Consider the following 25,865-nt stretch of genomic DNA (forward strand, 5'->3'; position numbering starts at 1 on the left):
TCGAGAACGATTTCCCGCGAGTCACTCCTCGAGTTCCGGCTCGAAGATCTCCTCGATCGAACACTCGAAGAAGGCCGCGAGGGTGAAGGCCAACTCGAGCGAGGGGTCGTAGCGCTCGCGTTCGATGGCGTTGATCGTCTGGCGGGTGACGCCGACGGCCTCGGCGAGGGCGGCCTGGCTGAGTCCGGCCTCGTCGCGGCGTTCGCGTAAGTCGTTCTCCATCGGTTCTCAGGAGTACCTCGAGACGACCCCGTAGGCCACCGCCCAGACGCCGAAGAGCGCGGCGTAGCCGAAGAGCGCCCCCAAGACGACGTCGGAGACCTCGTAGCCGAGTGCGCCCAGGGCGGGCAGCGCCGGGCCGACGAGGATCAGGGCGGCTCCGGCGACGCCCATCGTCAGCGCACCCGCCTGCTTCTCGAGTTCGTCGTGGCGCTCGTCGTAGAGCGTCACCGGGCTCCCCTTCCAGACCGCGAGGAAGGCGAGAAAGGCCACCCAGTAGATTCCCAGCGCGACGAACGGGACCTCGAGTCGCAGGCCCGCGAGGTAGCCGACGATGCCGACGCCGAGGCAGGCGTGCATTCCGATTCGATACTGTCGCGGTGTGAACCGCCGGTCCGTGGCCGATGTGGTCGTGGTGGTCATAGGTGTGGAAACTGTGCTTTCCGTAAAGCACGCTTTACAGTAAAGGGTACTTTACACCCAGTCATAACGCTATCGCTCGCTCGTGCAAGTGTTCGCGACTGACTGTCGACCTCTCTTCTGGTGTTCGCACTGACTGTCTGCCCCTCTTCTGGTGTTCGCACTGACCGTCTACCCCTGTTCAGGTGCTACACCGACTGTCGGCCCTTCTGGTGTCCGCACTCACCGCCGATCCGCGGGAAGACGGTGCGCTCGGCGTCCGCTCGCGACCTCGCTCGAGTGCGTCCTCGAAAAATCGCACCGCTGCGCCGTCAGACCACGCCGCCCGGACGGTACTCGCCGAAGACCTCGCGGAGGACGTTGCAGATCTCGCCGACGGTCGCCTCGGCCTTCACCGCCTCGACGATGGCGGGCATGAGGTTCGCCTCGCCCGCAGCACGCTCGCGCAGTGACTCGAGCGTCGCCTCGACGCGTTCGTCGTCGCGGCTCTCGCGGACGGACTCGAGGCGGGCGAGCTGTCGGCGCTCATCCTCCTCGGTGACTTCCTCGGCGTTGACCGCGGGTTCCTCGTCGATTTCGAACTCGTTGACGCCGACGATGATGCGCTCGCCGGTTTCGATCTCGCGCTGGCGGTCGAAGGCGCTGTCCTGGATCTGGCGTTTCACCCAGCCGCTCTCGACGGCCGCGAGCATACCGCCGCGGTCGTCGACCGCGTCCAGGAGGTCGTAGGCGTCGCGTTCGACCTCGTCGGTGAGCGCCTCGACGTAGTAGCTGCCCGCGAGCGGGTCGACCGTGTCGGCCGCGCCGGACTCGTAGGCGAGGATCTGCTGGGTGCGGAGAGCGGTGCGGACGGACTCCTCGGTCGGGAGCGCGAGCGCCTCGTCTTTGCCGTTGGTGTGGAGGCTCTGGGTGCCGCCGAGGACCGCCGCGAGCGCCTGGTAGGCGACCCGGACCACGTTGTTCTCGATCTGCTGGGCGGTGAGCATCGATCCCGCGGTCTGGGTGTGGAACTTGAGCTGTTTCGATTTCGGGTCCTCGGCGTCGAAGCGCTCCTCGACGATGTCGTGCCACATCCGTCTGGCTGCGCGGAACTTCGCGACCTCCTCGAAGATGTTGTTGTGGCCGTTGAAGAAAAAGGAGAGCTGTGGGGCGAACTCGTCGACGTCGAGACCCGCGTCGACGGCGCGCTCGACGTACTCGATGCCGTCACCGAGGGTGAACGCGAGTTCTTCGGCCGCCGTCGCGCCCGCCTCGCGGATGTGGTAGCCCGAGATGGAGATGGTGTTGAACTTCGGGACTTCGGCGGCGCAGAACTCGAAGATGTCGGTGATGAGGCGCATCGACGGCTCCGGCGGGTAGATGTAGGTGTTTCGCGCGATGTACTCCTTCAGGAGGTCGTTCTGGATCGTCCCGCGCAACTGCCCGCGGTCGACGCCCTGGCGGTCCCCGACGGCGATGTACATCGCGAGCAACACCGCGGCGGGCGCGTTGATCGTCATCGAGGTACTCACCTCGTCGAGCGGAATCCCGTCGAACACCGTCTCCATGTCCGCGAGCGAATCGATGGCGACGCCTGCCTTCCCCACCTCGCCCGCGGCCATCGCGGCGTCCGAGTCGTAGCCCATCTGCGTCGGCAGGTCGAACGCCATCGAGAGCCCCGTCTGGCCCTGCTCGAGCAGGTAGTGAAACCGCTCGTTGGTGTCTTCGGGCGTCGAGAAGCCCGCGTACTGGCGCATCGTCCACAGCCGACCCCGGTAGCCGGTCGAGTACACCCCGCGGGTGTAGGGGGCCGCCCCCGGAAAGCCGAGGTCGCGCTCGTACTCGAGGTCGGCGACGTCTTCGGGCGTGTAGAGCCGCTCGACTGGCTGGCCGCCGGTGTCGGTCGTGAACGTCTCCCGGCGCTCGCCGAAGCGCTCGAGAACGGGGTCGACCGCCTCGCGCTCCCACGACTCCCGGGCGGCGCGAATCGTCTCGAGGTCGTCGGCGTCGAACATACGCGTCCGAACGCTCTCGCGGGGCTTGAACCTTGAGAAACTGCCTCACCGGCCGGTGTCGTACTTGTAGGTCGCCGTCGCCGGGTCGATGCCGAAGTCCTCCGGCGTCTCCGCCTCGCCACCGCCATCCCCACCGCGCCCTTCGCTCGCCGCCTTGAACGACTCCCGCAACTCCTCGGGCACTCGGAAGCGCTCGACGGCGAGCGCGAGCGCCACCGCGTCGGGGTCGGTCGCCTCACGTTTCTCCTCGAGTCGCTCGGCCAACACGGCGGGGAGCGCGCCCTCGTCGATCCGTCGGAAGCCGAACTGGGCGAGGTACTCACTGCCGCTCGTCAGCGAGTAGACGGTCTCGAAGTCCGCGTCGCCCGTGTACTCGACGAGGCGCTCGACGACGTGTGCGCCGACGCCCTGGCCACGCCACTCCTCGAGCACGCCGATACTGGTCAGTTCACAGACCTCGCCGTCGTCGGTCGTGTGGATGCGGATGCGTCCGAATCCGGCTTTCGCGTTCGTCTCCTCGTCGATGGCGACGACGTAGTCTCGAGAGCGAAAGGCGGTGTCGTCGAGTCCCATCTCCTCGATGTGGTCTAAGAGCCAGACCTCCTCTCGGTTTTTCGCATCTCGGACGTACATACCTGGACGGACGCGACCACCGGCAAAAGGGTTTGTGGGGGCCTGTGACGGCTTGGCGAGTCAGCCCGCGTTTTGCTCGACCCGGTGGGGAAACCGGGGCGACCGACCGTTACTCGAACGCTTCGACGACGGACGCGAACCCGTCTCTCGCCGATTCGAACGTTTCGGCTGACGCGAACCGAAGCTCGCGCGGCCGAGAGGGGCCCAGTCGCTCGAACGCGGTGACCACCGTTGCCAACACGGGATTGGACGGGCGACGGCGCTCCCACTCGAGGTGGATCGTACGCGACTCGTCGTCGATGGCGACGCCGCGGAGGTTCCTTAGGTCGAAGCACGTCCGGCCGACACAGAGAGCTGGCGGTGAGAGTTCGTAGGTGTGGCCATCAGCGCTCCACCGACAGAGCGTGCGTCTCGGCAACACCCCCGCATCGATGCCGTCTACGGCCTCCTCGAGCCGGTCTCTGGCTGCCGGGTGCGTGGTGCCATCCACGTCGAACTGACGGTGGTCGGCGTTGTACAGCAGAATCGTTTGTTCGTCACGCTCGAGGCGCACGTGCTGGACGCACACCGCGAGGTGCCAGGTGTCGACCAGCAGTATCTCTCGAAGGAGGGCAATAGCATCCGTCGTGTTGCTCGAGCAGTACTCGTCGTACCCGGCCCCGACTGCGCCGGTTCGATCGTACGTCGCGGCCAACCGTTCGATATACGCAGGGTACGCCTCGCCGAATCCATCGGTATCGATGCGGATGCCTATTCGCTCGACGAGCGGGGCAACCCGTTCGATAGCGTCGGCTGTCGTCTCCCGCCGAGTCGTCTCGTCGACGTCACCGAAGACGACCGCGTGTGTCGGGTGGAACTCGAGGGGTGCCATCACTTCTGGCATCGCACGCCAATTCTATAATGGCTCTGGAGAATCACTAGACGACGTCAACCTCTGGTGAAATTACGACGGCTGAGGCGTCGTGCTGTTTGGAATCGCCTGGGCGTTGTTTCCCAGTCAGTTTCGTGCGAAGGGGAGTCGTCGAATCTGCCGCCACTCGAGTGGTCGTTCAGCTCGCTGTCTAGGCGGTAATGTACTTCCCGTCGGCGGACGAATAGTAATCGTACTATGGACCGCGACTCGCACGACCGAGTGGTCCACGAACCCTCGCAGGCGTTCGTCGAGTCGACGAACGTCCGGGCGTTCGTGGACGCCTACGACATCGACGGCTACGACGAACTGCTCGAGCGCACCTGTTCACCCACGCCGCTCGAGGGCGTCGAGGCGAGCGGCCTCGAGTGGTTCTGGGACGAACTCGTCGACTACCTCGGCATCGAGTTCTTCGAGGCGTACGACGCCGTCCGCGACGACACCGACGGGCCGCAGTTCACCGAGTGGTATCCCGGCGGCAAACTCAACCTCGCACACAATACGGTCGCGCGTCACGCCGCGAGCGACGCGCCCGAGCGAAACCGGCTGGCGTGCATCTGGGAGGGCGAAGACGGCACGGTTCGCGAGGTGAGTTATCACGACCTCGCACGCGAGACCAACCAGGTCGCGAACGCACTCGAGGAACGCGGCGTCGAGACGGGCGAGACGGTCGCCCTCTACATGCCGATGGTCCCCGAGGTGGTCCCGGTCCTCTACGGCTGTTTCGCCGTCGGAGCCATCGCGGTTCCCATCTTCTCCGGTTTCGGCGTCGACGCCGTCGCCACCCGGCTTGACGACGCCGACGCGAGGGTGTTGTTCACCGCCGACGGCTTCCAGCGCCGCGGCTCGCCGGTGGCACTCAAACGCGTCGCCGACGACGCCATCGAGGAGGCAGGGAGCGTCGAACACACGGTCGTGGTCGACCGTCTGGGGTCTCGAGACGAGGCTGGCGCTCGAGACGGAGCCGAGGGGGCCGAGAGAGACGCGGGAGCCAAGGCGCTCGAGTGTCCGTGGACCGACCGCGACGAGTGGTGGGCCGACGCCGTCGCGAGCCAACCCACGGACTACGAGCCGAAAGCGCTCCCCTCGAGCGCCGAGTCACTGCTACTCTACTCGTCGGGGACGACCGGAACGCCGAAGGGCATCGTCCACACGCACGCGGGCATCCAGGTACAGTGTGCGAAGGAACTGCACTTCGGGTTCGACCTCAGAGCCGGGGACCGCTTCTTCTGGCTCTCCGATATCGGCTGGATGATGGGGCCCTGGGCGCTGATCGGCGTCCACACGCTCGGCGGGACGGTCGTCCTCTACGAGGGCGCACCGGACTATCCGGGCCCCGACCGCCTCTGGTCGCTGATCGAGCGCCACGCCATCACCCAGTTCGGCATCTCGCCGACGGCGATCCGCGCGCTCCGGAAACACGGCGAGGGGCCGCTCGAGGGTCACGACTGTTCCTCGCTGCGGATTCTCGGCTCGACCGGCGAGCCCTGGGACCGCGAGTCGTGGCTGTGGTTCTACGAGGAAGTCGGCGACGGCGAGTGTCCGATCATCAACATCTCCGGCGGCACCGAGATCTGTGGCTGCTTCCTGATGCCGATGCCGACCCAGCCACTGAAACCCTGTACCCTCGGCGGGCCGGGTCTCGGGATGGCGGTCGACATCGTCGACGCCGAGGGGAACTCGGTCGCAGACGCCGGCGAGCGTGGCTTTCTGGTGGCGCGAGACTCCTGTCCCTCGATGACGAAGTCGCTCTGGTCGGGCGACGAGCGCTACCTCGCCGAGTACTGGTCGACCTGGGCGGACATCTGGGACCACGGCGACTGGGCCCAGCGCGACGCCGACGGCTTCTGGTTCCTCCACGGCCGCGCCGACGACGCGCTCAACGTCGCCGGCCGGAAGGTCGGTCCCGCCGAGGTCGAGGAGGCGCTCATCGACCACCCGGCGGTCAACCAGGCCGCCGCCGTCGGCGTCCCCGACGAGACGACGGGGACCGCCGTCGTCGCCTACGTCGTTCTCGAGTCCGACACCGACCTCTCGCCCGACCGCCGGGAGACCCTCCGCGACCACGTCGGCGCGGAACTCGGCAAGCCGTTTCGCCCGCGAGAGGTGCTCGTCGTCGACGCCTTCCCGAAGACACAGTCGGGAAAGATCGTCCGTCGCGCACTCGAGGCGGTCTACGTCGGCGAGGACCCCGGCGACCTCTCGAGCGTCGCCAACCCGGAGGTGCTCGAGTCGCTCGCCGAGGGGCACACTGGAGAGACCTGAGAGTCGCCCCGGCCGGTTCTCGGGCGCGTCGAGAGTCTTCCGCTACCGCAACCCTCTTGTGCTGACTGAACGTTCAGTCACCAATGGGTCTGACGGACGCCTTCGACGAGCCAGCAGACACCCAGGAGGCCGTCATGGCGGCGACCTACCGCGCGCTGTGTCGCCACGGCTACGCCGGGCTGACGATCCAGCGGATCGCCGACGAGTTCCCGAAGAGTAAGTCGCTGCTCTATCACCACTACGAGAGCAAAGACGACCTGTTGCTCGAGTTCCTCGCGTTCATGCTCGAGCACTTCGAGTCGACCGTCCCGAGTCGCGAGTACGACGACGCCGCGGCGCATCTACGAGGCATTCTCGGCTACGTCTTACCAGATACTCTCGATCCCGAGCGCCGGGAGTTCACGCGGGCGATGGTGGAACTGCAGGCGCAGGCGGCCCACGACGAAGCGTACCGCGAACACTTCACGCGGAGCAGTCGCTTCTTCCACGACCGGATCGAGACCGTCGTCGAGTGCGGCATCGAGGAAGGCGTCTTCCGCGAGGTCGACCCCGACCGCATCGCGACGCTCGTCGTCACCGCCATCGACGGCGCGCGCTTTCGCCGCTCGACGGCTGAGGTAGAAGAGACGGTTCCTGCGCTCCGAGCGGAACTCGAGGCGACGCTCGAGTCTCGGCTCTTCGCGGACGGAACCGCAGGCTCGAGCGACGCGAGTCGTGACGTAGAGGGTGTCGACGGGCGGCCCAACGGCGAGCGCGGGGTCGATGAACGGCCCGACGCGAGCGACGACGGGGGCGAGAGATGAGCGGCGGTCCCAAACGCGACCGGGCCGTCGACGTTGTCGACGGCGGTCTCGTCTGGCCGCTGATCGTCCTCTCGATTCCGATCGTCCTGACGAACCTGCTTCACGTCGGCTACAACCTCGCCGATACGTTCTGGGTCGGCCAGCTCGGCCCCGAAGGCGTCTCTGCGCTCTCTTACGCCTGGGCCATCGTCTTCCTCGTCATCAGTTTCGCTATCGGCTTCACCGTCGCCGGAACCGTGCTCGTCGCTCAGAACAAAGGTGCGGGCAACATCGACCGCGTCAGCAGTGTCGCCGGACAGACCGTCACGTTCGTCTTCGTCGTCTCCGCGATGTTCGCCGTCGTCGGCTTCCTGCTCGCGCCACAGCTGCTCCAGCTCATCGGTGCCCGGCCCGGCACGCTCGAGTACACCTACGCGCTCCAGTACGTCCGTGCCGAGTTCATCGGCATGCCGCTGATCTTCGCCTTCTTCATCTTCCAGTCGCTGCTCCAGGGCTGGGGCGACACCCGAACCCCGCTCTACCTGATGACCGCGAGCGTCGCGCTCAACGTCGCCATCGACCCCTTCTTCATCCTCGGCTTCCAGGACAACCTCGTCTTCACCTGGCTGGGTCTCGAGTCGCTCGAGGCGAGTCTCTACGAGGCGACCGGCTTCGACGGCCTGGGCGTGATGGGGGCGGCGATCGCGACCGTCCTCTCGCGGGCGCTCGTCGCCGCCGTCGGCCTCTGGCTGTTGCTCTCCGGGCGGGTCGGCATTCAGCTCACGGCCGCCGACTTCGTCCCCGAGCGCGAGATGGTCACGAAGATCCTCTCGATCGGCGCACCCGCAAGCGTCGAGGTGAGTACCTCTGCGGCGAGCGTGACGGTCCTCACGGCGCTCGTCGCCCTCGCGGGTGCCGACGCGGCGGTCGGTGCCTACGGCATCGGTTCGCGGATCACCTCGGTTGTCGTCCTCCCGGCGCTCGGACTCGCTCGCGGTGTCGAGACCGTCGTCGGCCAGAATCTCGGCGCTGGGCAGGTCGAGCGGGCGAAACGCGGCGTCTACGCCGGCGTCGTGATCATCGTGAGCGCGCTGTTGCTGTTCTCGGTCGGCGTCTACACGTTCGCCGAGACCATCGTCTCGCCGTTCGTCACCGGTGAGGGTGCGGCAACGGTGATCGGAATCGGGACGGAGTACCTCCAGATCATCAGCCTCTCGTTCGTCTTCCTCGGCGTCTTCTACATCGTCCAGGGCGGCTTTCGCGGCAGCGGCAGTACTCGCGTCGCGATGGTGTTCGCCATCGTCGGCTTCATCGTCTTCCGTGCGGTGTTCGCCTACGTCCTCGCGGAACCGCTCGGCTACGGCACCACCGGCGTCTGGTACGGGGAAGCCATCGCGAACGTCTGCATGGCCGTCCTCGCGGGTCTCTACTTCCTCCGGGGAACCTGGGTCGAAGGTGTCGTCGTCGACCGGCGCGGGCAGGGACCAGCCAGCGACGCGAGCGCCCAGCCTGGCGACGAGACGTCAGGACCCGTCGCCAACGGCGGCGTAGACGACCGCTGACGACCTCCCTCTCGAGAGCCGCGACGTTGAGGCGAAACCGGCTGCCAACACCGCCTGAGGTACACCTAAGGGCGTCCGTTACAATCGTGAGGTATGCTCCACGCTGAAGGCCCGTTGCTCACCGTCGACGTCGGTGAGCGAACGGCGACGCAAACGAACGTCGACGACCTCCTCGAGACGCTCGTCGGCGGCCGCGCACTGGCGACCGCACTCGCCTACGACCGCATCCCGGCCGACGCCGACCCGTTCGACCCGGAGAACCGTGCCTACCTCTCGACGGGACCGCTCCAGCAGTCTCAGATGTCGTTCACCGGCCGGATGAACATGACCGGTCTCTCGCCGCTGACGGACGGTCTCGTCTCGACGAACGCCGGAGGCTACCTCTCGAGGAACTTCGTCGACACCGGAATCAGCGTCCTCGAACTCACCGGCGCGAGCGACGAGTTACTCGGCGTCCACGTCACCGACGACGGCGTCGAGTTCGAGGCGGTGCCCGAACTCGAGGAGGCGACCACCGCCGAAGTGACGGCCCACCTCGAAGACGCACACGGTCTCGGTCCCGAACACTGCATCAGCATCGGTCCCGGGGGCGAGAACCTGGTTCGCTTCGCCTGCGTGATGACCTTCGGCTCGCGGGCGTTCGGTCGCGGCGGACTCGGCGCCGTCCTCGGCTCGAAGAACGTCAAGTACGTCACCTTCGACGGCGACGCCGCACCCGAGATCGAGATTCCGAACCCGCCCGCATCGGACATCCACCGCGAGGCGGCCACCTCCGACGACATGATGCGCCGCCAGGGGACCACCAACGGCACGGAGTTCATCAACGACACCTTCTCGCTGCCGACGCGGTACTTCCAGGAGTACTCCTTCGAACACGCCGCCGACATCGGCGGCAACGCCGTCGAGGAGAAGAAGTACAAAAAGGCCGCCTGCTCGGCGTGTGCCTACGCCTGTAAGCTGCCGACCCGCGACGAGGAGACCGGTCTCGAGACCGAAGGCCCGGAGTTCGAGACGGTCTACTCCTACGGTTCGATCCAGGGCGTCGGCGACATCGTCGACGTGATGAAAGGCAACGAACTCTGTGACCAGTTCGGTCTCGACACCATCTCGGCAGGCGTCACCGTCGCCGCCTACCTCGCCGCCGAAGACGAGTTCGGCAACGCCGACCTCGCCCACGACCTCACCGAAAAGATCGCCTACCGCGAGGGGGTCGGCGACGACCTCGCAGAGGGCGTCCACCGCGTCCACGACCAGCTCGGCGTCGACGACTACACCGTCAAGGGCATGGAGTTCGCCGCCCACGACGGCCGCGTCATCCAGGGCCAGGGACTCTCCTACGCCGTCGCCAACCGCGGCGGCGATCACATGTACGCCACCATGCTCCGCCTCGAGTACGGCGGCGACCTCGATCCCGAGGGCACCCTCGGCAAGGCCGACACCCTCGTCGAGATGGAGAACGCCAACGCCTTCCGCGACACCGGCATCGTCTGTGCGTTCGCCGGCGACTACGTCACCGAAGACCGCCTCGAAACGCTCTTCGACGCCGACTACGAGGACTTACTCGAGATCGGCGCGCGGACGGTCCTCCTAGAGCGCCACTTCAACAACCGCCGCGGCTTCGACCACGAGGACGACGCGCTCCCCTACGAGTTACCCGACCTCGACGCCGCCATCGCCGAGTACTACGAGGCACGCGGCCTGACCGACGAGGGTCTCGTCCCCGAGACCACCGTCGACACGGTCGCCCCCTCCGCCGACTGATCGTCCGCGCTCGCTCTCGCTGCACTCTTTCTTTCCCTCTCTCCCATCCTTTCCCCTTCCTTCTCTCCCCCCTCTTTCTCTCTGCTGCGCTCTCGTCGCTGCCCTCGCCCGTGTTCACGCTCAGTCCGCCGAGAGCGCCTCCTCGAGTCGGTGCTCGAGGTGGGTCAGATCCTCGCGAAGCTCGTCGCCAGCGCGCCCCTCGAGTTCCTCGAGTCGCGCCGCGAGTCCCTGGAGTCGGTCGTACTTCTCGCCTTCCTCGACGCTCGTCTTCTGGGCGTAGGTCTGGGTCTCCTCGTCGTAGACCTCCGACGCGTCGAGGTCGGTCGTGGCGATGACGACGTCGAGTTTCTCGGCGTCGACGCCGAGGGCCCACTCGCGCGGGATGCCGTGGTCGTCGAGCGCGTCGAGGACGGTCTCGTTGTCCCGCAGTCGGTGTCGCGTCCGCGTCGTTCGGTGGACCGAGCCGAACCGGCCGTGAACCGTCTGGTCGCCGCCTAGCCGACCCACGAGCGTGCTACCGGCGTCGCGGCGCAACCGATCGGCCCCGCGGCTGACGTCGGACAGCAGGACGTAGAGGTCGGTCAGCGTCTCGGTCTCGAGGTGGTCGAACGGCTCGTCACCGACGCGCTCGAGTACGTCGGCGAGCAACAGCGCGTCGTCGTGGAGGCGCTCCGGGCGCGTGCGAGCGGCCGCGGGCGTGACGAGGTACGGACTCTCCTCGTCCTCGCCGAGAACGAGTCGGTCGCCCTCGACGGCCACCCGCGGCGAGAGCGTGCTCAGAGTCGCGTACGGTTCGATGCCGGGGGTGAGCGAGGATAGCTCGAGTCCGTCCTCTCGAAGGCGGCTCACGACGGCCTCGAAGCCGTCGCGCTCGAGTGTGCGCGTCTCGCCGCTGTCTCGAAACCGCACGCCGAGTCGGCCCTCCTCTCGCACGCGAACCTCGAAGCGACGCTCCGAGACGGGCGTCACCAGTTCCGTTCCCGGCTCGAGGGACGCACAGCGCTCCCGGAGGTCGGTCCAGTCGACGGCGTCTTCCATACTGAACCCCGCCACGCCGGTCGACAAAAAGGCCCACCCGGGCGGTGACGGGACCGTGTCAGTGCGCGAACCGCTGGTCTCCCCGATCCACCGCGACGAACGCTCACCCGCCGTAGCCCGCCGCCGCCAGTCCGATCACACAGCCGTCTTCGAGCGGCGTCTCGAGACCCTCGAGGTGGCGGACGTTCCGCCCGTCTCTCGTGACGACCGTCGTCCCCGCGATGGTCGCCGCGCACTCGGCCGTCGCCGACGCCGACGGGCGCTCGAGCAGGTCCCCCTCGAGCGCCGGATAGCGTGACTCGAGGTCGGCGAGGAGGTGGCCGACAGTGTCGCCGTCGGTTCGAACCGTGATCCGGTGTTCGCCGATGGCCGCACGAAACCGTCCGAAAAAGACACACTCGAGGTCCACAGTTCCGATCGCGCCGCGAGCGCGGTGAAGCTACCGGTCGCGGCCCGTAGCCGGTCCGACGCCGGTACTGCGTGAGGCGGCCGTCCCGGCGACGACCGCCGCGGTTCCAACGACCGTGACGGCGAGCGTGATGGTGAGCGCGACGGCGAACCCGTCGGTGTAGGCGATGCTCGCGGTGCCGAGTGGTGGCATCACGAGCGCGGAGAGACCCGCAGCGACGTTGAAGACGCCGACGATGGCGGTGTCTCGCTCCGGGGAGTAGATCTCCATGAGCAGCGGAATGTAGAGCGTCGCGGTCCCGCCGAGTCCGAGCCCGGCCAGCACCAATGCGAGCGCAAGCGCCGGGGTCACGGGAACGGCCAGCAACACGATGCCGAGCGTCACGCAGACGAGCGAGGCGAGAAAGGCACGCCGAGCGCCGACGACGTCCGAGACGACCCCGCTGGCGATTCTCGAGACGATGCTGATGCCGCCGATCAGCCCGAACGCGAGCGATGCGCCGGCGGCAGTCAGCCCCCGAGCGGCGAACAGGTCGACCGCGTAGGCGGCGAGCAACTGGTACCACGCGAACGAGAAGGCGATACCGACGAACAGCAACTGAAACGTGCGGCTGGTGCTCAGCTGTGTGAGCCACTCGAGCAGGTCGCCGACGTTCGCACGCGAGTGCTCCGCCCAGTGTGGTCGCCGACAGCATGTCGCGGCGAGCGCGAACGCGAGCGCGCTGGCCGAGAGCACGAGGAAGAAGCCCTGGCGAACGCCGACCGACGCGAACGCGCCCTGCCAGATCGGTGGCAGCACGAAGAGGCCGACGCCGTTTCCGACGAAGATCAGCCCCGTCGCCGCCCCGCGTCGGCGCTCGAACCACCGGGGGACGACCGAGGCGACGACCACGAACGCCGTCCCCAGTGCGAGACCGAGCACGGCGAACACGAGCGCCAGGACGGGGAGCGTGTTCGTGACGTAGAGCGACGGTGCCAGCACCGCCGTCGCGAGCGCACAGCCGCCCAGGAGCGCTCGAGCGGGGTATCGCGAGCCGAAGATGCCGACGAGTCCGGACCCGATGAAGTGTGCGAAGAGCATGATCGCGAAGACGCCGGAGAGGGCGAGCGGTGAGACGCCGAACGCCTCGCTGAACGGGTCGCGGAAGATGCCGTAGGACATCGGCGTCCCGAAGGTGAAGACCATCGCGACCGAGCCAGCTTCGACGGCCATCCGGGCGCTCCTCACCCGCGAGCATCGGCGAGTGAGCGGCGTTCGATTGCCCGGTGGTGGGACCGCGAGTCGGTGACCAGTACGAGGAGGACCATGCGGAACCGTTCGCGTCCACTGCTCTCAGTACCACCGCAGGGACGCACGACACGAGAAACGGCGGTCACTCGAGTCCGAGCGCGTCCGCCGGAACCGAGAGTCGCTCGACGCCGGGGACCGCACAGCCGACGACGTACTCGAGCGCTGGCGCTGGCTGCTCGCCGCTCGAGTCGAGGAGGACCGTCACCCCATCCGCGACGAGCGGCGCGAGCACACCTGCGACGAGCGCGCTCGGATCCGCGAGCGTCTCGGCAACGGGTGTGGCGAGACCGACGCACGTACCGGGTTCGAGGTCCCACTCGCTCGCGACCGTCTCCGCCGCCTCGAGCGCCGCCCCGTGGGTGAGCGAGCCTCGCTCGGTTCGTACGAGCGGCGTCTCGGGATCGATCTCGAGCGGCGGAAACGACGGGTTCTCGCTCCAGAGCCCCGCGTCGAGGTGGTGGGCCGCCGGCTCTTCGGGCCGCCCGCCGTAGCCGACGCGCTGGGCACCCGGCGGGAGGTCGTAGCGCTCGAGCACCCCACTCGGCGCGACGACCGCTCGCACGTCCGGCTCGTCGGCCAGCGCCTCCGGCGGGTCGAACCAGGTCTCGGCCTCGAGCAAGGCCGTCCCGACGAACGCGAGCAACGCGACCGGGCCGTCACCGGCGACGCCGACGCGAACACCCTCGCGCACCCCCGCGTGGCGCAGAAAGTTCCCCGCCTTCCACGCCGACGTACACAGCCAGTGGGCGTCGTACTCACGGCCGGTCGCGTCACAGAGCGCCACCCGCTCGCTCCGCCGGTCTCGCGTGAACCACCGCTCGAGCGTCGCCTCGTCCATACCGGGGGCTTACGAGCCAACCCCGAAAAACGCGCCGTTTCGCCCGGCTCATACGGTCTGTTGTGATTCTTCAGCCGGTGATCGCTCGACCGGGACAGCAATCACCGGTAAACCGTTACAACGATCCGTATCAGTCGGCTGCGGCGACCGGTGCCGTCTCCTCGAGTTCCGTCCCGAGGACCTCGAGGAACGAGGCGAGCCACGCCGGATGGTCCGGCCAGGCCTGCCCCGTCACGAGGTTTCCGTCGCGCGTCACCTCGTCGCGCCACTCGCCGCCCGCGCCGACGACCTCGGTCTCGAGTGCCGGATAGGCGGTACAGGCCCGGCCCTCGATCACGTCTGCCGCGGCGAGAATCTGCGCGCCGTGACAGAGCGCGGCGACGGGTTTCTCCTCCTCGAAGAAGTGACGGACGATCTCGAGGACCTCGTCGTAGGTCCGCAGATACTCCGGGGCGCGCCCGCCGGGAACGACGAGCGCGTCGTACGCCGCCGGGTCGACGGCGTCGAAGTCGTGGTTCAACTCGAAGTTGTGTCCCGGCTTTTCGGTGTAGGTCTGATCGCCCTCGAAGTCGTGGATCGCCGTCGGGCAGGTGTCGCCCGCCTCCTTCTCGGGACAGACGGCGTGTACCTCGTGGCCGACCATCTGGAGTGCCTGAAACGGCACCATGATCTCGTAGTCTTCGACGTAATCACCGGCGAGCATGAGGATCGTGTGCTCAGTCATGGTATCACAGGCTATAGGCCACGCCAGAGCGTGTGACATCCTCCCCGCCGTAAACGGCGGGGCTTCCCACAAGCTGAGGCTTGCTGGTTTGGGAGATTTACGGTTTAACATCCCCGAGGGAATGCTGGCAGTGCCACGCTACCGTTACCCCTATCTACCGTCGAGAAGACGGGGATTCAGGGTTATCTTGTGCTTCCTGCACCCTGTTCGTCTCTTGGAAGGGGTGCCTTCCATGACGAAAGGGCGAATCCCGATATTGTCTCATTGGGATGGGGCGGATAGACCGCCTCGGTTAGCATTCAGTACGCTGTGAAACCTCTTAAAACTACGTTCGGGCGCTGTATCCCCGCGCTGAAGCGCGAGGTTTTAGCGCCCTACTTCGCTTGAGATAAAACCGACACCGTACATTTCGTGTACCGACGCGACTCACAGGCCAGCGAAGACGCTCACTCGAGCGGGGTCAGAACGTCCGCTTGATCTTCTCGAAGAAGCCCTCCGAGACCTCGATCTCCTCGCCACCCGCCTCGGCGAACGCCTCGAGCGCCTCGCGCTGTTCGGTGTTGAGCGACTCCGGCGTGACGACCTGCACCTGGACGAAGAGGTCGCCGTGGCCACGCCGGCGCAGTCGGGGCATCCCCTTCCCACGCAGGCGGAAGGTCTCGCCGCTCTGGGTACCGGCCGGAATCTCGAGGTCGCTCTCGCCGTCGTCCTCGAGCGTCGGCACGCTCACGGTGTCGCCGAAGGTCGCCTGCGGGAACGAGATCGGCAGGTGGTAGTGGAGGTCGTCGCCCTCGCGCTCGAACGTCTCGTGCTCGCGGACGCTGATGTCGATCAGGAGGTCGCCGTGTGGCCCGCCGTTGGGACTCGGCGCGCCTTCGCCCTCCATCCGGAGGGTCTGTCCGTGGCTGATCCCCTCGGGGACGTCGACCGAGAGGGTCGCCTCCTCGCGGACGCGCCCGTCGCCCCGGCAGGTGTCACAGGTTTCCGAGTAGAGCGTCCCCTCACCTGCACACCGCCGGCAGGTCGTCGTCTGCTGGATGCGCCCGAGTGGCGTCTGCTGAACCTGTGTCACCTGCCCGCGGCCCTGGCACTCCGGACAGGTCTCCGCCTCTGCTTCCGGCGGGTGGCCCTCGCCGTCACAGTCCTCACACACCTCCGGACGGTCGACGGTGAACTGCTTTTTCGCCCCCGCGTAGGCCTGCTCGAGATCGATCTCGAGGGCCGTCCGGAGGTCGCGTCCCTTCTGTGGACGACGGCGGCCGCGCCCGCCCGCCGCGCCGCCGAAGACCTGCTCGAAGATGTCGCCGAGACCGCCGCCCATGCCGCCCATCCCACCGAAGGGATCACCGCCCATGCCGCCGCCGCTCGCACCGGCGTCGAAGCCGTGTTTCTCTGCCTGTTCGAACCGGTCGTGACCCATGCGATCGTACGCTCGGCGCTTGTCCTCGTCGGTCAGCACCTGCTTCGCCTTCTGAATCCGCTTGAACTTCTCTTCGGCGTCTGGATCGTCGCTCACGTCCGGATGGTACTGCGTCGCCTTCTTCCGGTAGGCCTGTTTGATCTCCTCGGCCGACGCGTCCGGACTCACACCGAGCGCGTCGTAGAAGTCCTCACTCATTCGTTGTACACCGATAATCCGTTGAGACACTTGAAACGAACGTTCTTGCGGTGGCGACCTCAGGTCCCACCGGGACCGGCGCACTCGCCACCTCGCGACACCGACGACCGGTCACTCGAGTCGGGACCGATCAGTGCTCCTCGTCTTCCGCCTCGTCGTCGACGACGTCCTCGAAGTCGGCGTCGACGAACTCCTCGCCCTCGTCGTCGGCCGCACTCGCTTCGGGACCTGGGTTCGGGCCGCCACCCATGCCAGCGCCCGCCGCGCCTGCGCCGCCTGCGCCAGCCGCTGCGGCCTCCTGGTAGATCTGCTTGCCGATCTCCTGGAGTTCCTTGCTCAGGGTCTCGGTCGCCGCTTCGATCTCTTCTGCCCCGGCGTCACTGTCGTCGACGGTCTCCTCGAGGTCGGCGACTGCGTCCTCGATGCTCGCGCGCAGGTCGTCGTCGATCTCGTCGTTCTCCTCTAAGAGCGTCTCTGCACGCTGAATAGTCGCCTCGGCGGTGTTTCGCGCCTCGATGCGCTCGCGGCGCTGTTTGTCCTCTTCGGCGTGTTCTTCGGCCTCGCGCTGCATGCGTTCGATCTCGGTGTCGGAGAGACCGGCACCGCCCTCGATGGTGATCTCCTCGCTCGTGCCGGTGCCTTTGTCCTCGGCGCCGACGTTGACGATGCCGTTCTCGTCGATGCTGAAGGTGACCTCGATCTGGGGCGTTCCGGCCGGGGCCGGGGGAATCCCCTGGAGGTGGAACTCACCGAGCAGTTCGTTCTTCTGGGCGAGTTCGCGCTCGCCCTGGAAGACGCGCACCTGCACGGAGGTCTGGTTGTCCGCCGCGGTGGTGAAGATCTTCGACTCCTCGGTCGGAATCGTCGTGTTCTTCTCGATGAGTCGCTCGAAGAGACCGCCTTTGACCTCGATACCGAGGCTGAGCGGCGTCACGTCGAGCAGCACGATGTCGTCGACCTCGCCGCCGAGGACGCCGCCCTGGATCGCCGCACCGAGTGCGACGGCCTCGTCGGGGTTGACGTTCTTCTGTGGCTCCTCACCGATGAGTTCGGTCACCTTCTCTCCGACCTGGGGCATGCGCGTCGAGCCGCCGACGAGCAACACCTCGTCGATGTCCTCTTTCGCGTAGCCTGCGTCCTCGAGCGCCTGTTCGGTCGGTGCGACCGTCCGGTCGATGAGGTCGGCGGTGAGCGACTCGAACTTCGCGCGGGTGAGACTCTCCTCTAAGTGGATCGGGCCGTCGTCGGTCGCGGTGATAAAGGGGAGGTTGATCTCCGTCTCCTTGCGACTCGAGAGTTCGATCTTCGCCTCTTCGGCGGCGTCTTTCAGCCGCTGGAGGGCCTGGCGGTCGTCGCGGAGGTCGATGCCGTGTTCCTCCTCGAACGCCGCTGCCAGCCAGTCGATGATGGCGTGGTCCCAGTCGTCGCCACCGAGGTCGTTGTCACCGTTGGTCGCGACGACCTCGTAGACGCCGCCACCGAGGTCGAGGATGGACACGTCGAACGTCCCGCCACCCAGGTCGTAGACGAGGACGGTCTGGTCGGAGTCGTCGTCGAGACCGTAGGCCATCGACGCCGCGGTTGGCTCGTTGATGATGCGTTCGACCTCGAAGCCAGCGATCTCGCCGGCGTCTTTCGTCGCCTGTCGCTGGCTGTCGGAGAAGTACGCCGGGACCGTGATGACCGCCTTGTCTACCTCGTCACCGAGGTAGTCTTCGGCGTCGCGCTTGATCTTCTGGAGGATCATCGCCGAAATCTGCTGGGGTGTGTACTCTTCACCCTCGATGTCGACGGTGTAGCCCTCTTCGCCCATGTGGCGCTTGATCGAAGCGATCGTCTTCTCCGGGTTCTGGATCGCCTGGTTCTTCGCGGGTTTGCCGACGAGACGCTCGTCGTCGTCGGTGAACGCGACGACCGAGGGCGTCGTCCGGTCCCCCTCCCCGTTGACGATGATCTCCGGATCTCCTCCTTCCATCACTGCGAAGGCGCTGTTCGTGGTACCGAGGTCGATACCCAGAATTTTGTTACTTGCCATTGGGATGGTATTGTGCGCACTTTGTTTTAAAGGTTGCTACGGTCACGGGACACTCGAATTAAATCCCCGTCTCGAGCCGTCTCGAGGCGGAATACAGCCGTTTGGGGCGATGGCTACCCGTGTTCGATCCGACGGAGGAGACCCGATGAAAACGTCCGACCGATCGTGTTCGTTCGACTACCGACCCTCGTCGTCGGTAGTGATCGATTCTGTCTCCTCGTCGTCCGCGTCGTCTGCGACCTCGCCACCGAGTTCGATCGCAGCTCCCTCGGCGCCGTTGGCCGACTCGTCACCCGCTTCGTCCACGTCGCCCTCGGATTGTCCATCGGCCGCCTCGTCCTCGCTCGCGGGTGTGTCGCCGGTCTCACTCTCTGGCTCCTCACCAGTGGCTTTCTCTTCCCCGTCGCCACCGTCTCTCTCGCCGTCGGTGTCCACATCGCCGTCGGAGTCCGCGTCCGCATCGGTATCGGTATCGGTGTCCGGATCCGCATCGCTGTCCTCACCCTCCTCGAGCGAACCGTTGCTGACGGTCACCTGCGCGTTCTGGATGACTTTCTCGCCCATCTCGTAGCCGGGAGTGAACACGTCGGCGATGGTGCCCGCTGGCTGGCCGCTGTCGACCTGGACCATCACCTCGTGGCGCTGGGGGTCGACCTCGGTTCCCGGCTCCGGGTCGATCTCTTCGACGTTCTCGTCGGCCAGTACCCGATCGAACTCCCGGAGCGTCATCTCGATGCCGTCACGCAGACTCTCGAGGTCGCCGTGTTCCTCGCCCAGCGCCCGCTTGAGGTTGTCTCTGACGCCGACGATGCGGCCGACGAGGTCCTCCGTCGCCCGCGCCTTCAACTGTTCCTGGCGCTTTTTCGTCCGGCGTTTGTAGTTCTGGAAGTCCGCCTGCTTGCGTTTGACGTGGGCCTTTAGCTCCTCGATCGTCTCTTCCCGAGACTCGAGTTCGTCCTCACGGTCCGATAGCTCCTCGGCACGTTCCTCGAGTTTCTCGCCTCGGGCTTCGATCTCTGCCTCGCGCGCCTCGAGTTCCTCCTGGAGCGACTCGATCGTCTTGGCCTGCTCTTCGAGGCGTTCCTCGAGGTCCGCGAGTTCCGCCTGTTGCTGGTTGACCGTGGTGTGTAGTTCACGCGCGGTCTCGACGACCGACTTGACCTCGAGGGCGAGGTCGTCGTCGTAGGCCGTCGTTCGGTCGATGAGTTCGCGGATGTCCTCGCTCGTTTCGGGCGGCCGTACCGACGGGGCGCCGTCCGCGTCCGCATCGGCGTCGGTCTCTCCGATCGATTCCTCGACGCCCGAGTCGTCCGCCTCGTGCTCGTCCTCGGCGGTCGCCGTCCCGTCGTCGGTGTGCTCGACCTCGGGCCGTTCGTCCTCGGCGTCGTCGGGGGTGTCGTCCGTGGACGGGACATCTCGGGCGGAGTTCATGCCCTCGTCATCGCTCATGTCACAGTCAAGGAACAGCGGTAATAAAAGGGTTGAGGTACGGGCCTCTCACCGGCTCGTGGTGGATATTCTGACAGTCTCGCGGCGAGTGTGTTCGTTCTGGCTATCACCCATCCGCCACACCGTCGCTGTCGGTCACTCGCGGGCGAGGCGTTCGTCGTCGTCGAACCTATGTACTCCCGGCGTCGATTCCCGAGCGTGAGCGCCGACCTGACTCTCAGATACGAAGGCGGCACGGTTCGCCTCGACACGCGAGCGGACGCGACAGCCAGCGCGCTGGAGTCGCTCACCGGCGCGAGCGCTGACGCACTCGACCTCTCGTTCGACCCACGGAGCGACACCGCCCGGATCCCCGCGTTTCACTACGCACGTCTCCGGTCGGCGCTCGCCCGTCGCGATTTCGACGTCGACGACAACACCCTCTCGCTCGAGTCACTCCCGGCGCTCGAGTCGGCCTACCAGCTTCGATCCTACCAGCGCGAGGCGCTCGAGGACTGGCTCGACACCGACCGGTGGGCGGAGACCAGCGACGCGGGACCACCGGGCGGACCCGCACGCGCCCCCGCGGGCGTTCTCGAGCTCCCGACCGGCAGCGGAAAGACGGTGATCGCACTCGAGACCATCGTGGCGCTCGCCACACCCACGCTCGTCGTCGTCCCCACCATCGACCTGCTCGAGCAGTGGGAACGCGAACTCGAGCGGGAGTTCGACTGCCCGGTCGGCCGTTTCGGCGGCGGCGAGCAGCGTCTCGAGGCGATCACGGTCTCGACGTACGACTCGGCGTACCTGAAAGCCGACGCGGTCGGCGACCGCTTCGGTCTCGTGATCTTCGACGAGGTGCACCACCTCGGCGGGGAGGGTTACCGTGATATCGCCCGCTTGCTCGCCGCCCCCGCCCGCCTGGGACTCACCGCGACGTTCGAACGGCCGGACGACGCCCACGAGGTGATTTCGGCGCTCGTCGGTCCCGTCTGTCACCGCCTCTCGGCCGACGACCTCGCGGGTGAGCACCTCGCTCCCTACGACCTGAAACGGCTCGCGGTGACGCTCACCGCCGACGAACGCGACGCCTACGAACGCCACCAGTCGATCTTCACCGACTACCTCGCGCGCTCGAACATCACCTTCCGCAGCGGCTCCGACTACCAGGAACTCGTCAAACGCTCCGGCAACGACCCGGCCGCCCGCGAGGCGTTGCTGGCGAAACAGCGCGCCCGCGAACTGATGATGGGCAGTACGTCGAAACTCGAGGCGCTCGCCGACGTTCTCGAGGACCACGCCGACGACCGGATCATCGTCTTCACCGCGTTCAACGACCTCGCCTACAGCGTCGCCGAGCGGTTCTTGCTTCCCGCGATCACCCACCAGACGGGCGCGGCCGAACGCAGCGAGATCCTCGAGCGCTTTCGCGACGGCACCTACTCCCGGGTGGTCACCTCGAACGTCCTCGACGAGGGGGTCGACGTCCCCGACGCGAACGTCGCCGTCGTCCTCTCGGGCAGCGGGAGCGAGCGCGAGTTCACCCAGCGCCTCGGGCGAATTCTCCGGCCCAAAGCCGACGGCAGCAGTGCGATCCTCTACGAAGTCGTGGCTACGGATACCGTCGAGACGCGCGTCTCACAGCGGCGTCGCTGAGAAGGTCATCGGACCACCGGCGCGAAGACGTGAGCCGCGCACATTTATTACAATTTAGTGTGAGGTGATTTTATGACCGGTGACGACGAGCGTGTCCCGCGCCACCTTCGACGACGGACCGTGCTGAAGGGTCTCGGGATGGGAACGATCGCGACGGGACTCACCGCAGCGGGTGGGTCGCAGGTGGGCGCGGCGCCAGCCGACCCTGCCAGCGAGGAGTCGACCAGTGAAGACGGTGGGTTCGACCGAGAGTCGATCACCGTCGACGAGTACGTCGGCATCAACGCGTTCGTCGACGACCCGCTCGAGCGACTGGCGGTCGCGGGGTTCGTCCGCGAGTACCGCAACTGGAACTGGGACGAAGGCGACGTGGTGCGTGCCGACGACCCCGAATATTCGGGCTATCCCGACAACGAGATCGCGTGGGCGCCGAGTTACGCCGCCGAGGGCGGGTGGAACTTCGACGAGTTCTACACCGAGGTGACCGACGCCGGACTCGAGATCGCACCCTGTATCCAGGACGGCGTGAGCTGGCTCTACGACAGTCTCGACGTGCCTCGCGCGAACATTCCGGTCGACGAGCCCGGCGCGGAGACGACCGACCCCCACTCCTACGAGGCGAAGTCTCACTACCTGTTCCAGTTCGCCGCCCGCTACGGCGACACGGCGGTCGACGAGAGTCTCCTGACGCTCCGGGACGACCAGCCGACGCACACCGGGCTCGGCCTGATCGACTACGTCGAAGACTGGAACGAACCCGACCGGTGGTGGGACGGCGAGGACGCCGAGTTCTCCCCCCAGGAGTACGCCGCGATGTCGAGTGCGGGCTACGACGGCCACGGCGGCACGATCGAGGGACCGACCGGCACCTACGGGATGGTCGCCGCTGACCCGACGATGAAGTTCGTCATGGCGGGCATCGAGGACCTCGACCTCGCCTACATCGAGGAGATGGAAGCCTGGTACGAGACGCACCGCCCCGACGGCGCGTTCGTCCCCGACGTGATCAACCTCCACCACTACTCGTTCGACGGCGACCACGGTCCCGCACGCTCGCCCGAAGCCGACGACTTCCGCGGCCGACTCGAGACGTTCACCGACTGGCGCGACGAACACCACCCCGAGGTCGAAGTCTGGATCTCCGAGTTCGGCTGGGACACCCACCCCGACTCGCGCCTGCGCGCGCCGGAAGTCGGTCCCTACGACCGCGAGGAGGTCCAGGGCCAGTGGCTCGTCCGCGCCTACCTCGCCTTCGCCGCCGCGGGCGTCGACCGCGCGCAGATGTACATGCTCCGTGACGTCGACCCGCACGACTCGACGCAGTTTTCGACCTGCGGACTCGTCACCCAGAAAGGCGAGTGGGAGCCCAAACCCTCCTGGTACTACGTCTACGCCATGCGAAAGGCCCTCACAGGGACGCGCTTTCTCGAGGAGCGAGCCACCGGCCGAACGGACGTCACCGTCTACCGCTTCGAACACCAGGAGGAGTCCGCGAGCGTCTACGCCGTCTGGTGTCCGACCAGCGACGGGACGACCGTCGAGGGCTTCGACCTCCACCTCGCCGACGACCCCGAGACCGCCACCGCGACCACCCTCTCCGATGGCACCACCGATGGAATCGAGTCGTCGCTCACGCTCGAGGACGACACCGTCTCGGTCGACGTGAGCGAGCGGCCGGTCTTCGTCCGGGTCGAGGAATCCGGGCCAGCCGACCCCACGCCGTCCTGTCGAGACCTCGGCCAGCGAACCGTCTGCGACGGCGACGGCGACGGCCGCTACCGGGACGTGACCGGTGACGGCTGTGTCGGCTTCGCCGACGTCGTCGACTTCTTCGAACACCTCGACGAACCCGTGTTCGCTGAGAACCCCGACTACTTCGATTTCACCGGCACCGGCCGGGTTGGGTTCGAGGATGTTGTGTGGTTGTTCGAGAGTTTGTAACTCTCGAACGTACTGAGCTGTGCTCAGTAATTGTTTGAAAGTCTGTGAAGACGTTCAGGCTCGTGACGCGTAGCGTCACGGTGTTCGAGAGTGTGTAACGCTCGAGCGACAGTATGTTTATTACGGCCACTCGACACATCTTCACACGTTATGTGTGCCCTCCCCCTCGAGCGGTCGGGCGAGAGACGGATCGTCGAGTCCGTTCTCGCCGTTCTCGCACTCCACCTCGCGGCCGGAGTCGTCGACGGATCTACAATGGTCCTCGAGACCGTCCCCGGCCCGCTCTGGGTCCCACTAGCGACACTCGTTCCCGGACTCCTCGCCCTCACCGTTCTGGCCGGTGTGCTGGCACACGGCGTTCGACTCGGGTCGGCGGCTCTCGGTTCCGGCGACCGGATCACGCCCGGTGACGCGGCGGTGACCCGAATCCTCGCGTCGGTCGTCCTCGCGATTCTCGCCGCGTACACCCTGTGGTGGGCCGTTGCGAGTCTGATCGTACACTATCTGGCCGAAACGGGCGGTGTTTCCCCGACGATCTGGGCGCTGTTGTTCGGCGGAGTACTCGGTGCCGTCGTCCTGGTTCAGGCGGTGTTCTTTCGGCTGTTCCCGGAGGGACCACTGTCTCGTCTGCGTCGTCTCTCCGCCGAGTGACCGTTCCGCGGCTGGTACGGGCTGTATGACTCGCCGGGTGGCAATCGAACGGACCGAACACGCAGGGGTATCTCGGAGGCGGTACGTCCGTGCCGGTCGGTTTTTCTCCCTCGCCCCCAGATGGAGAGTCGATGCTGCGAAAGGACCTGTTGCGCGTCTCGAGAGCGGGTGGGGGCTACCACCCGCAGTTCGCAGACCGGAGCCAGCGCCCGCTGGCCGCCCGGGTCATCGGGACGTTCCAGGGCCACGTCGGCGAACCGCGAGCGACGCTCGAGTCGGCGCTCGCCGACCTCGAGCCAGAGGCGGAACACTTCAAACTCGTCCGCGGCTTCGCCGCCCTCCTCGAGCGCGAGGCGACGTTCGAGACGCGCGCGCCGCTCGAGCCGGTGACGGCTCGTACCGCGGCGTTCGAGGCTGCCGACGCGCTCGGCGGCGTCGTGACCGTCGACGACCGGGCGGCGGCGCTGGTGCGGGCGGGTGAGGCGCTCGGGGTGTCAGCCGACGCGGTCGCCGACTCGCTGTACGCCGATCTCGAGGAGCGCCAGGTGCTCTCGAGTGTCGACGCTCGGTGGGACCCCGACGGGCTACTCGCCCAGTACAACCTCTCGGTGGCGCAGACGGCGCTGTTCGACGCGACGGCGGTTCGGATCCGCTCTTCGGAGCCGAAGGCGCTCGTCTCGGCGATCAAGCGCCTGCGGCTGATGTACGAGATCCACCGCACAGCGGGGACGCGCGACGAGCCGGAGGAGCCGCTCTCGGGTGCACTCGGCAGCCGCGAGGTCGTCGTCACGGGACCGACGCACCTCTTTCGCGCTACCCGCCGCTACGGGACGCGTTTCGCCCGCCTGCTGCGCACGGTCGCCACGGCCGCCGAGTGGTCGCTCGAGGCGACGGTCGACGACCGCGGCACCGAACGGACGCTCACCCTCTCACACGAGGACCCAGTCGCCGTCCCCGACGCGCCGCCGGTCGCCGAGGTCAGCTTCGACAGCGAGGTCGAGGCGGACTTCGCGGCCCGGTTCACCGCGCTCGACCTCGAGTGGGACCTCGTGCGCGAACCCGAACCGCTCGCAGCGGGTGCGCGGGTGATGATCCCCGACTTCGCCTTCGACTACCGCCACGCGCCGTTTCGCGTCTACTTCGAGATTATGGGCTTCTGGACGCCCGAGTACGTCGCGAAGAAACTCACCCAACTCGAGACGCTCGAGGAGGTGGAGATGCTCGTCGCCGTCGACGAGAGTCTCGGCGTCGGCGAGGCGATCACCGCCCGCGACCACCGGGCGATTCCCTACCGGACGCGCGTTCGCCCGAAAGACGTGATCGACGCGCTACGCGAGTACGAGACCGACCTGGTCGCCGAGAGCGCCGCAGACCTCCCGGCGGAGTTGGTGCCCCCAGAGGACGTGCTCACGCTCGAGGCGCTCGCCGCTCACCACGGCGTCGGCGAAGGTGCACTCGAGGGGAAGGCCTTTCCCGAGCACGAACTCGTCGGGCGGACGCTGGTCCGACCGGCGGTGCTCGAGGAACTCTCGGCGGATCTCGAGGCGGGGATGGCGCTCGAAGAGGCGGAGACGCTGCTCGAGGCAGCCGGTCTCACCGACGCGAGCGCGACGCTCTCGAGACTCGGCTACCGCGTCGAGTGGTCCGGACTCGCCGGCGGCACGCTTCGAGAACGGTGACGGGCCGCCTCG

21 protein-coding genes are annotated in these 25,865 nt (G+C 67.0%); 8 read left to right on the plus strand and 13 right to left on the minus strand.

The features are described from left to right. Nucleotides 1–21 precede the first annotated feature (21 nt). The 5 genes from N0B15_RS08060 to N0B15_RS08080 form a co-directional block, all read right to left on the minus strand. Nucleotides 22–222: a helix-turn-helix transcriptional regulator gene (locus N0B15_RS08060; protein ID WP_263019171.1), complete on the minus strand. Its 201-nt coding sequence runs from the start codon at nt 220–222 to the stop codon at nt 22–24. A 6-nt stretch (nt 223–228) separates the two neighbouring features. Continuing rightward, nucleotides 229–642: a DUF2178 domain-containing protein gene (locus N0B15_RS08065; protein WP_263019172.1), complete on the minus strand. Its 414-nt coding sequence runs from the start codon at nt 640–642 to the stop codon at nt 229–231. 308 nt (nt 643–950) lie between these two features. Further along, nucleotides 951–2,633, minus strand: a complete 1,683-nt coding sequence (locus N0B15_RS08070; RefSeq protein WP_263019173.1) for an acyl-CoA mutase large subunit family protein — start codon at nt 2,631–2,633, stop codon at nt 951–953. 45 nt (nt 2,634–2,678) lie between these two features. Further along, nucleotides 2,679–3,266 carry a GNAT family N-acetyltransferase gene (locus N0B15_RS08075; protein ID WP_263019174.1) on the minus strand — a complete coding sequence of 196 codons (588 nt, stop codon included), beginning with the start codon at nt 3,264–3,266 and terminating at the stop codon, nt 2,679–2,681. Between the two features lie 109 nt (nt 3,267–3,375). Next, the gene (locus tag N0B15_RS08080; protein WP_263019175.1) at nt 3,376–4,137 is read right to left on the minus strand and encodes a hypothetical protein; all 762 of its coding nucleotides are present in this window, start codon (nt 4,135–4,137) and stop codon (nt 3,376–3,378) included. A gap of 237 nt (nt 4,138–4,374) precedes the next feature. On the opposite strand from N0B15_RS08080, the gene N0B15_RS08085 reads away from it, so the two are divergent. The 4 genes from N0B15_RS08085 (at nt 4,375) to N0B15_RS08100 (ending at nt 10,546) form a co-directional block, all read left to right on the plus strand. After that, entirely contained in the window at nt 4,375–6,441 is a 2,067-nt protein-coding gene (locus N0B15_RS08085; protein ID WP_263019176.1) for an AMP-binding protein, read from the plus strand. Between the two features lie 83 nt (nt 6,442–6,524). Further along, the gene (locus N0B15_RS08090; protein WP_263019177.1) at nt 6,525–7,244 is read left to right on the plus strand and encodes a TetR/AcrR family transcriptional regulator; all 720 of its coding nucleotides are present in this window, start codon (nt 6,525–6,527) and stop codon (nt 7,242–7,244) included. After that, nucleotides 7,241–8,785 carry an MATE family efflux transporter gene (locus tag N0B15_RS08095; protein ID WP_263019178.1) on the plus strand — a complete coding sequence of 515 codons (1,545 nt, stop codon included), beginning with the start codon at nt 7,241–7,243 and terminating at the stop codon, nt 8,783–8,785. The genes N0B15_RS08090 and N0B15_RS08095 overlap by 4 nt, the downstream gene beginning before the upstream one ends. Nucleotides 8,786–8,878: 93 nt before the next feature. Beyond that, nucleotides 8,879–10,546 carry an aldehyde ferredoxin oxidoreductase C-terminal domain-containing protein gene (locus tag N0B15_RS08100; RefSeq protein WP_263019179.1) on the plus strand — a complete coding sequence of 556 codons (1,668 nt, stop codon included), beginning with the start codon at nt 8,879–8,881 and terminating at the stop codon, nt 10,544–10,546. Nucleotides 10,547–10,666: 120 nt separating this feature from the next. Here the strand turns inward: N0B15_RS08100 and N0B15_RS08105 are convergent, their stop codons facing one another. From N0B15_RS08105 to N0B15_RS08140, 8 genes are all read right to left on the minus strand, one after another. Continuing rightward, nucleotides 10,667–11,584 carry a DUF7983 family protein gene (locus N0B15_RS08105; protein WP_263019180.1) on the minus strand — a complete coding sequence of 306 codons (918 nt, stop codon included), beginning with the start codon at nt 11,582–11,584 and terminating at the stop codon, nt 10,667–10,669. Nucleotides 11,585–11,687: 103 nt separating this feature from the next. After that, nucleotides 11,688–11,993, minus strand: coding sequence for a MoaD/ThiS family protein (locus N0B15_RS08110; protein WP_263019181.1), 306 nt, complete (start codon nt 11,991–11,993; stop codon nt 11,688–11,690). Between the two features lie 30 nt (nt 11,994–12,023). After that, a complete protein-coding gene (locus N0B15_RS08115) occupies nt 12,024–13,205 on the minus strand; it encodes an MFS transporter (protein WP_263019182.1) in 1,182 nt (393 codons plus the stop codon). 160 nt (nt 13,206–13,365) lie between these two features. Further along, the gene (locus N0B15_RS08120) at nt 13,366–14,121 is read right to left on the minus strand and encodes a hypothetical protein (protein ID WP_263019183.1); all 756 of its coding nucleotides are present in this window, start codon (nt 14,119–14,121) and stop codon (nt 13,366–13,368) included. A 130-nt stretch (nt 14,122–14,251) separates the two neighbouring features. Continuing rightward, on the minus strand, nt 14,252–14,845 hold the full coding sequence (locus tag N0B15_RS08125; protein WP_263019184.1) for a DJ-1/PfpI family protein: 594 nt from the start codon (nt 14,843–14,845) through the stop codon (nt 14,252–14,254). A 460-nt stretch (nt 14,846–15,305) separates the two neighbouring features. Further along, nucleotides 15,306–16,463 (minus strand): molecular chaperone DnaJ, encoded by a 1,158-nt coding sequence (gene dnaJ / locus N0B15_RS08130; protein ID WP_263019185.1) that lies wholly within the window; start codon nt 16,461–16,463, stop codon nt 15,306–15,308. A gap of 130 nt (nt 16,464–16,593) precedes the next feature. Further along, nucleotides 16,594–18,498, minus strand: coding sequence for a molecular chaperone DnaK (gene dnaK, locus N0B15_RS08135; RefSeq protein WP_263019186.1), 1,905 nt, complete (start codon nt 18,496–18,498; stop codon nt 16,594–16,596). Nucleotides 18,499–18,675: 177 nt separating this feature from the next. Further along, nucleotides 18,676–19,947, minus strand: coding sequence for a nucleotide exchange factor GrpE (locus tag N0B15_RS08140; RefSeq protein ID WP_263019187.1), 1,272 nt, complete (start codon nt 19,945–19,947; stop codon nt 18,676–18,678). A gap of 171 nt (nt 19,948–20,118) precedes the next feature. On the opposite strand from N0B15_RS08140, the gene N0B15_RS08145 reads away from it, so the two are divergent. The 4 genes from N0B15_RS08145 to N0B15_RS08160 all read left to right on the plus strand — a co-directional run bounded on the left by N0B15_RS08145 (nt 20,119) and on the right by N0B15_RS08160 (nt 25,853). Continuing rightward, on the plus strand, nt 20,119–21,582 hold the full coding sequence (locus tag N0B15_RS08145) for a DEAD/DEAH box helicase (protein WP_263019188.1): 1,464 nt from the start codon (nt 20,119–20,121) through the stop codon (nt 21,580–21,582). A gap of 72 nt (nt 21,583–21,654) precedes the next feature. Beyond that, entirely contained in the window at nt 21,655–23,523 is a 1,869-nt protein-coding gene (locus tag N0B15_RS08150; protein WP_263019189.1) for a hypothetical protein, read from the plus strand. Between the two features lie 150 nt (nt 23,524–23,673). Beyond that, nucleotides 23,674–24,174 (plus strand): hypothetical protein, encoded by a 501-nt coding sequence (locus tag N0B15_RS08155; RefSeq protein WP_263019190.1) that lies wholly within the window; start codon nt 23,674–23,676, stop codon nt 24,172–24,174. A 131-nt stretch (nt 24,175–24,305) separates the two neighbouring features. Continuing rightward, complete coding sequence (locus N0B15_RS08160) at nt 24,306–25,853, plus strand: DUF790 family protein (protein ID WP_263019191.1); 1,548 nt, start codon at nt 24,306–24,308, stop codon at nt 25,851–25,853. Nucleotides 25,854–25,865 lie beyond the last annotated feature (12 nt).

Origin of the sequence: Natronobiforma cellulositropha (assembly GCF_025629245.1) — an archaeon.
GTDB classification, from domain to species: domain Archaea; phylum Halobacteriota; class Halobacteria; order Halobacteriales; family Natrialbaceae; genus Natronobiforma; species Natronobiforma cellulositropha.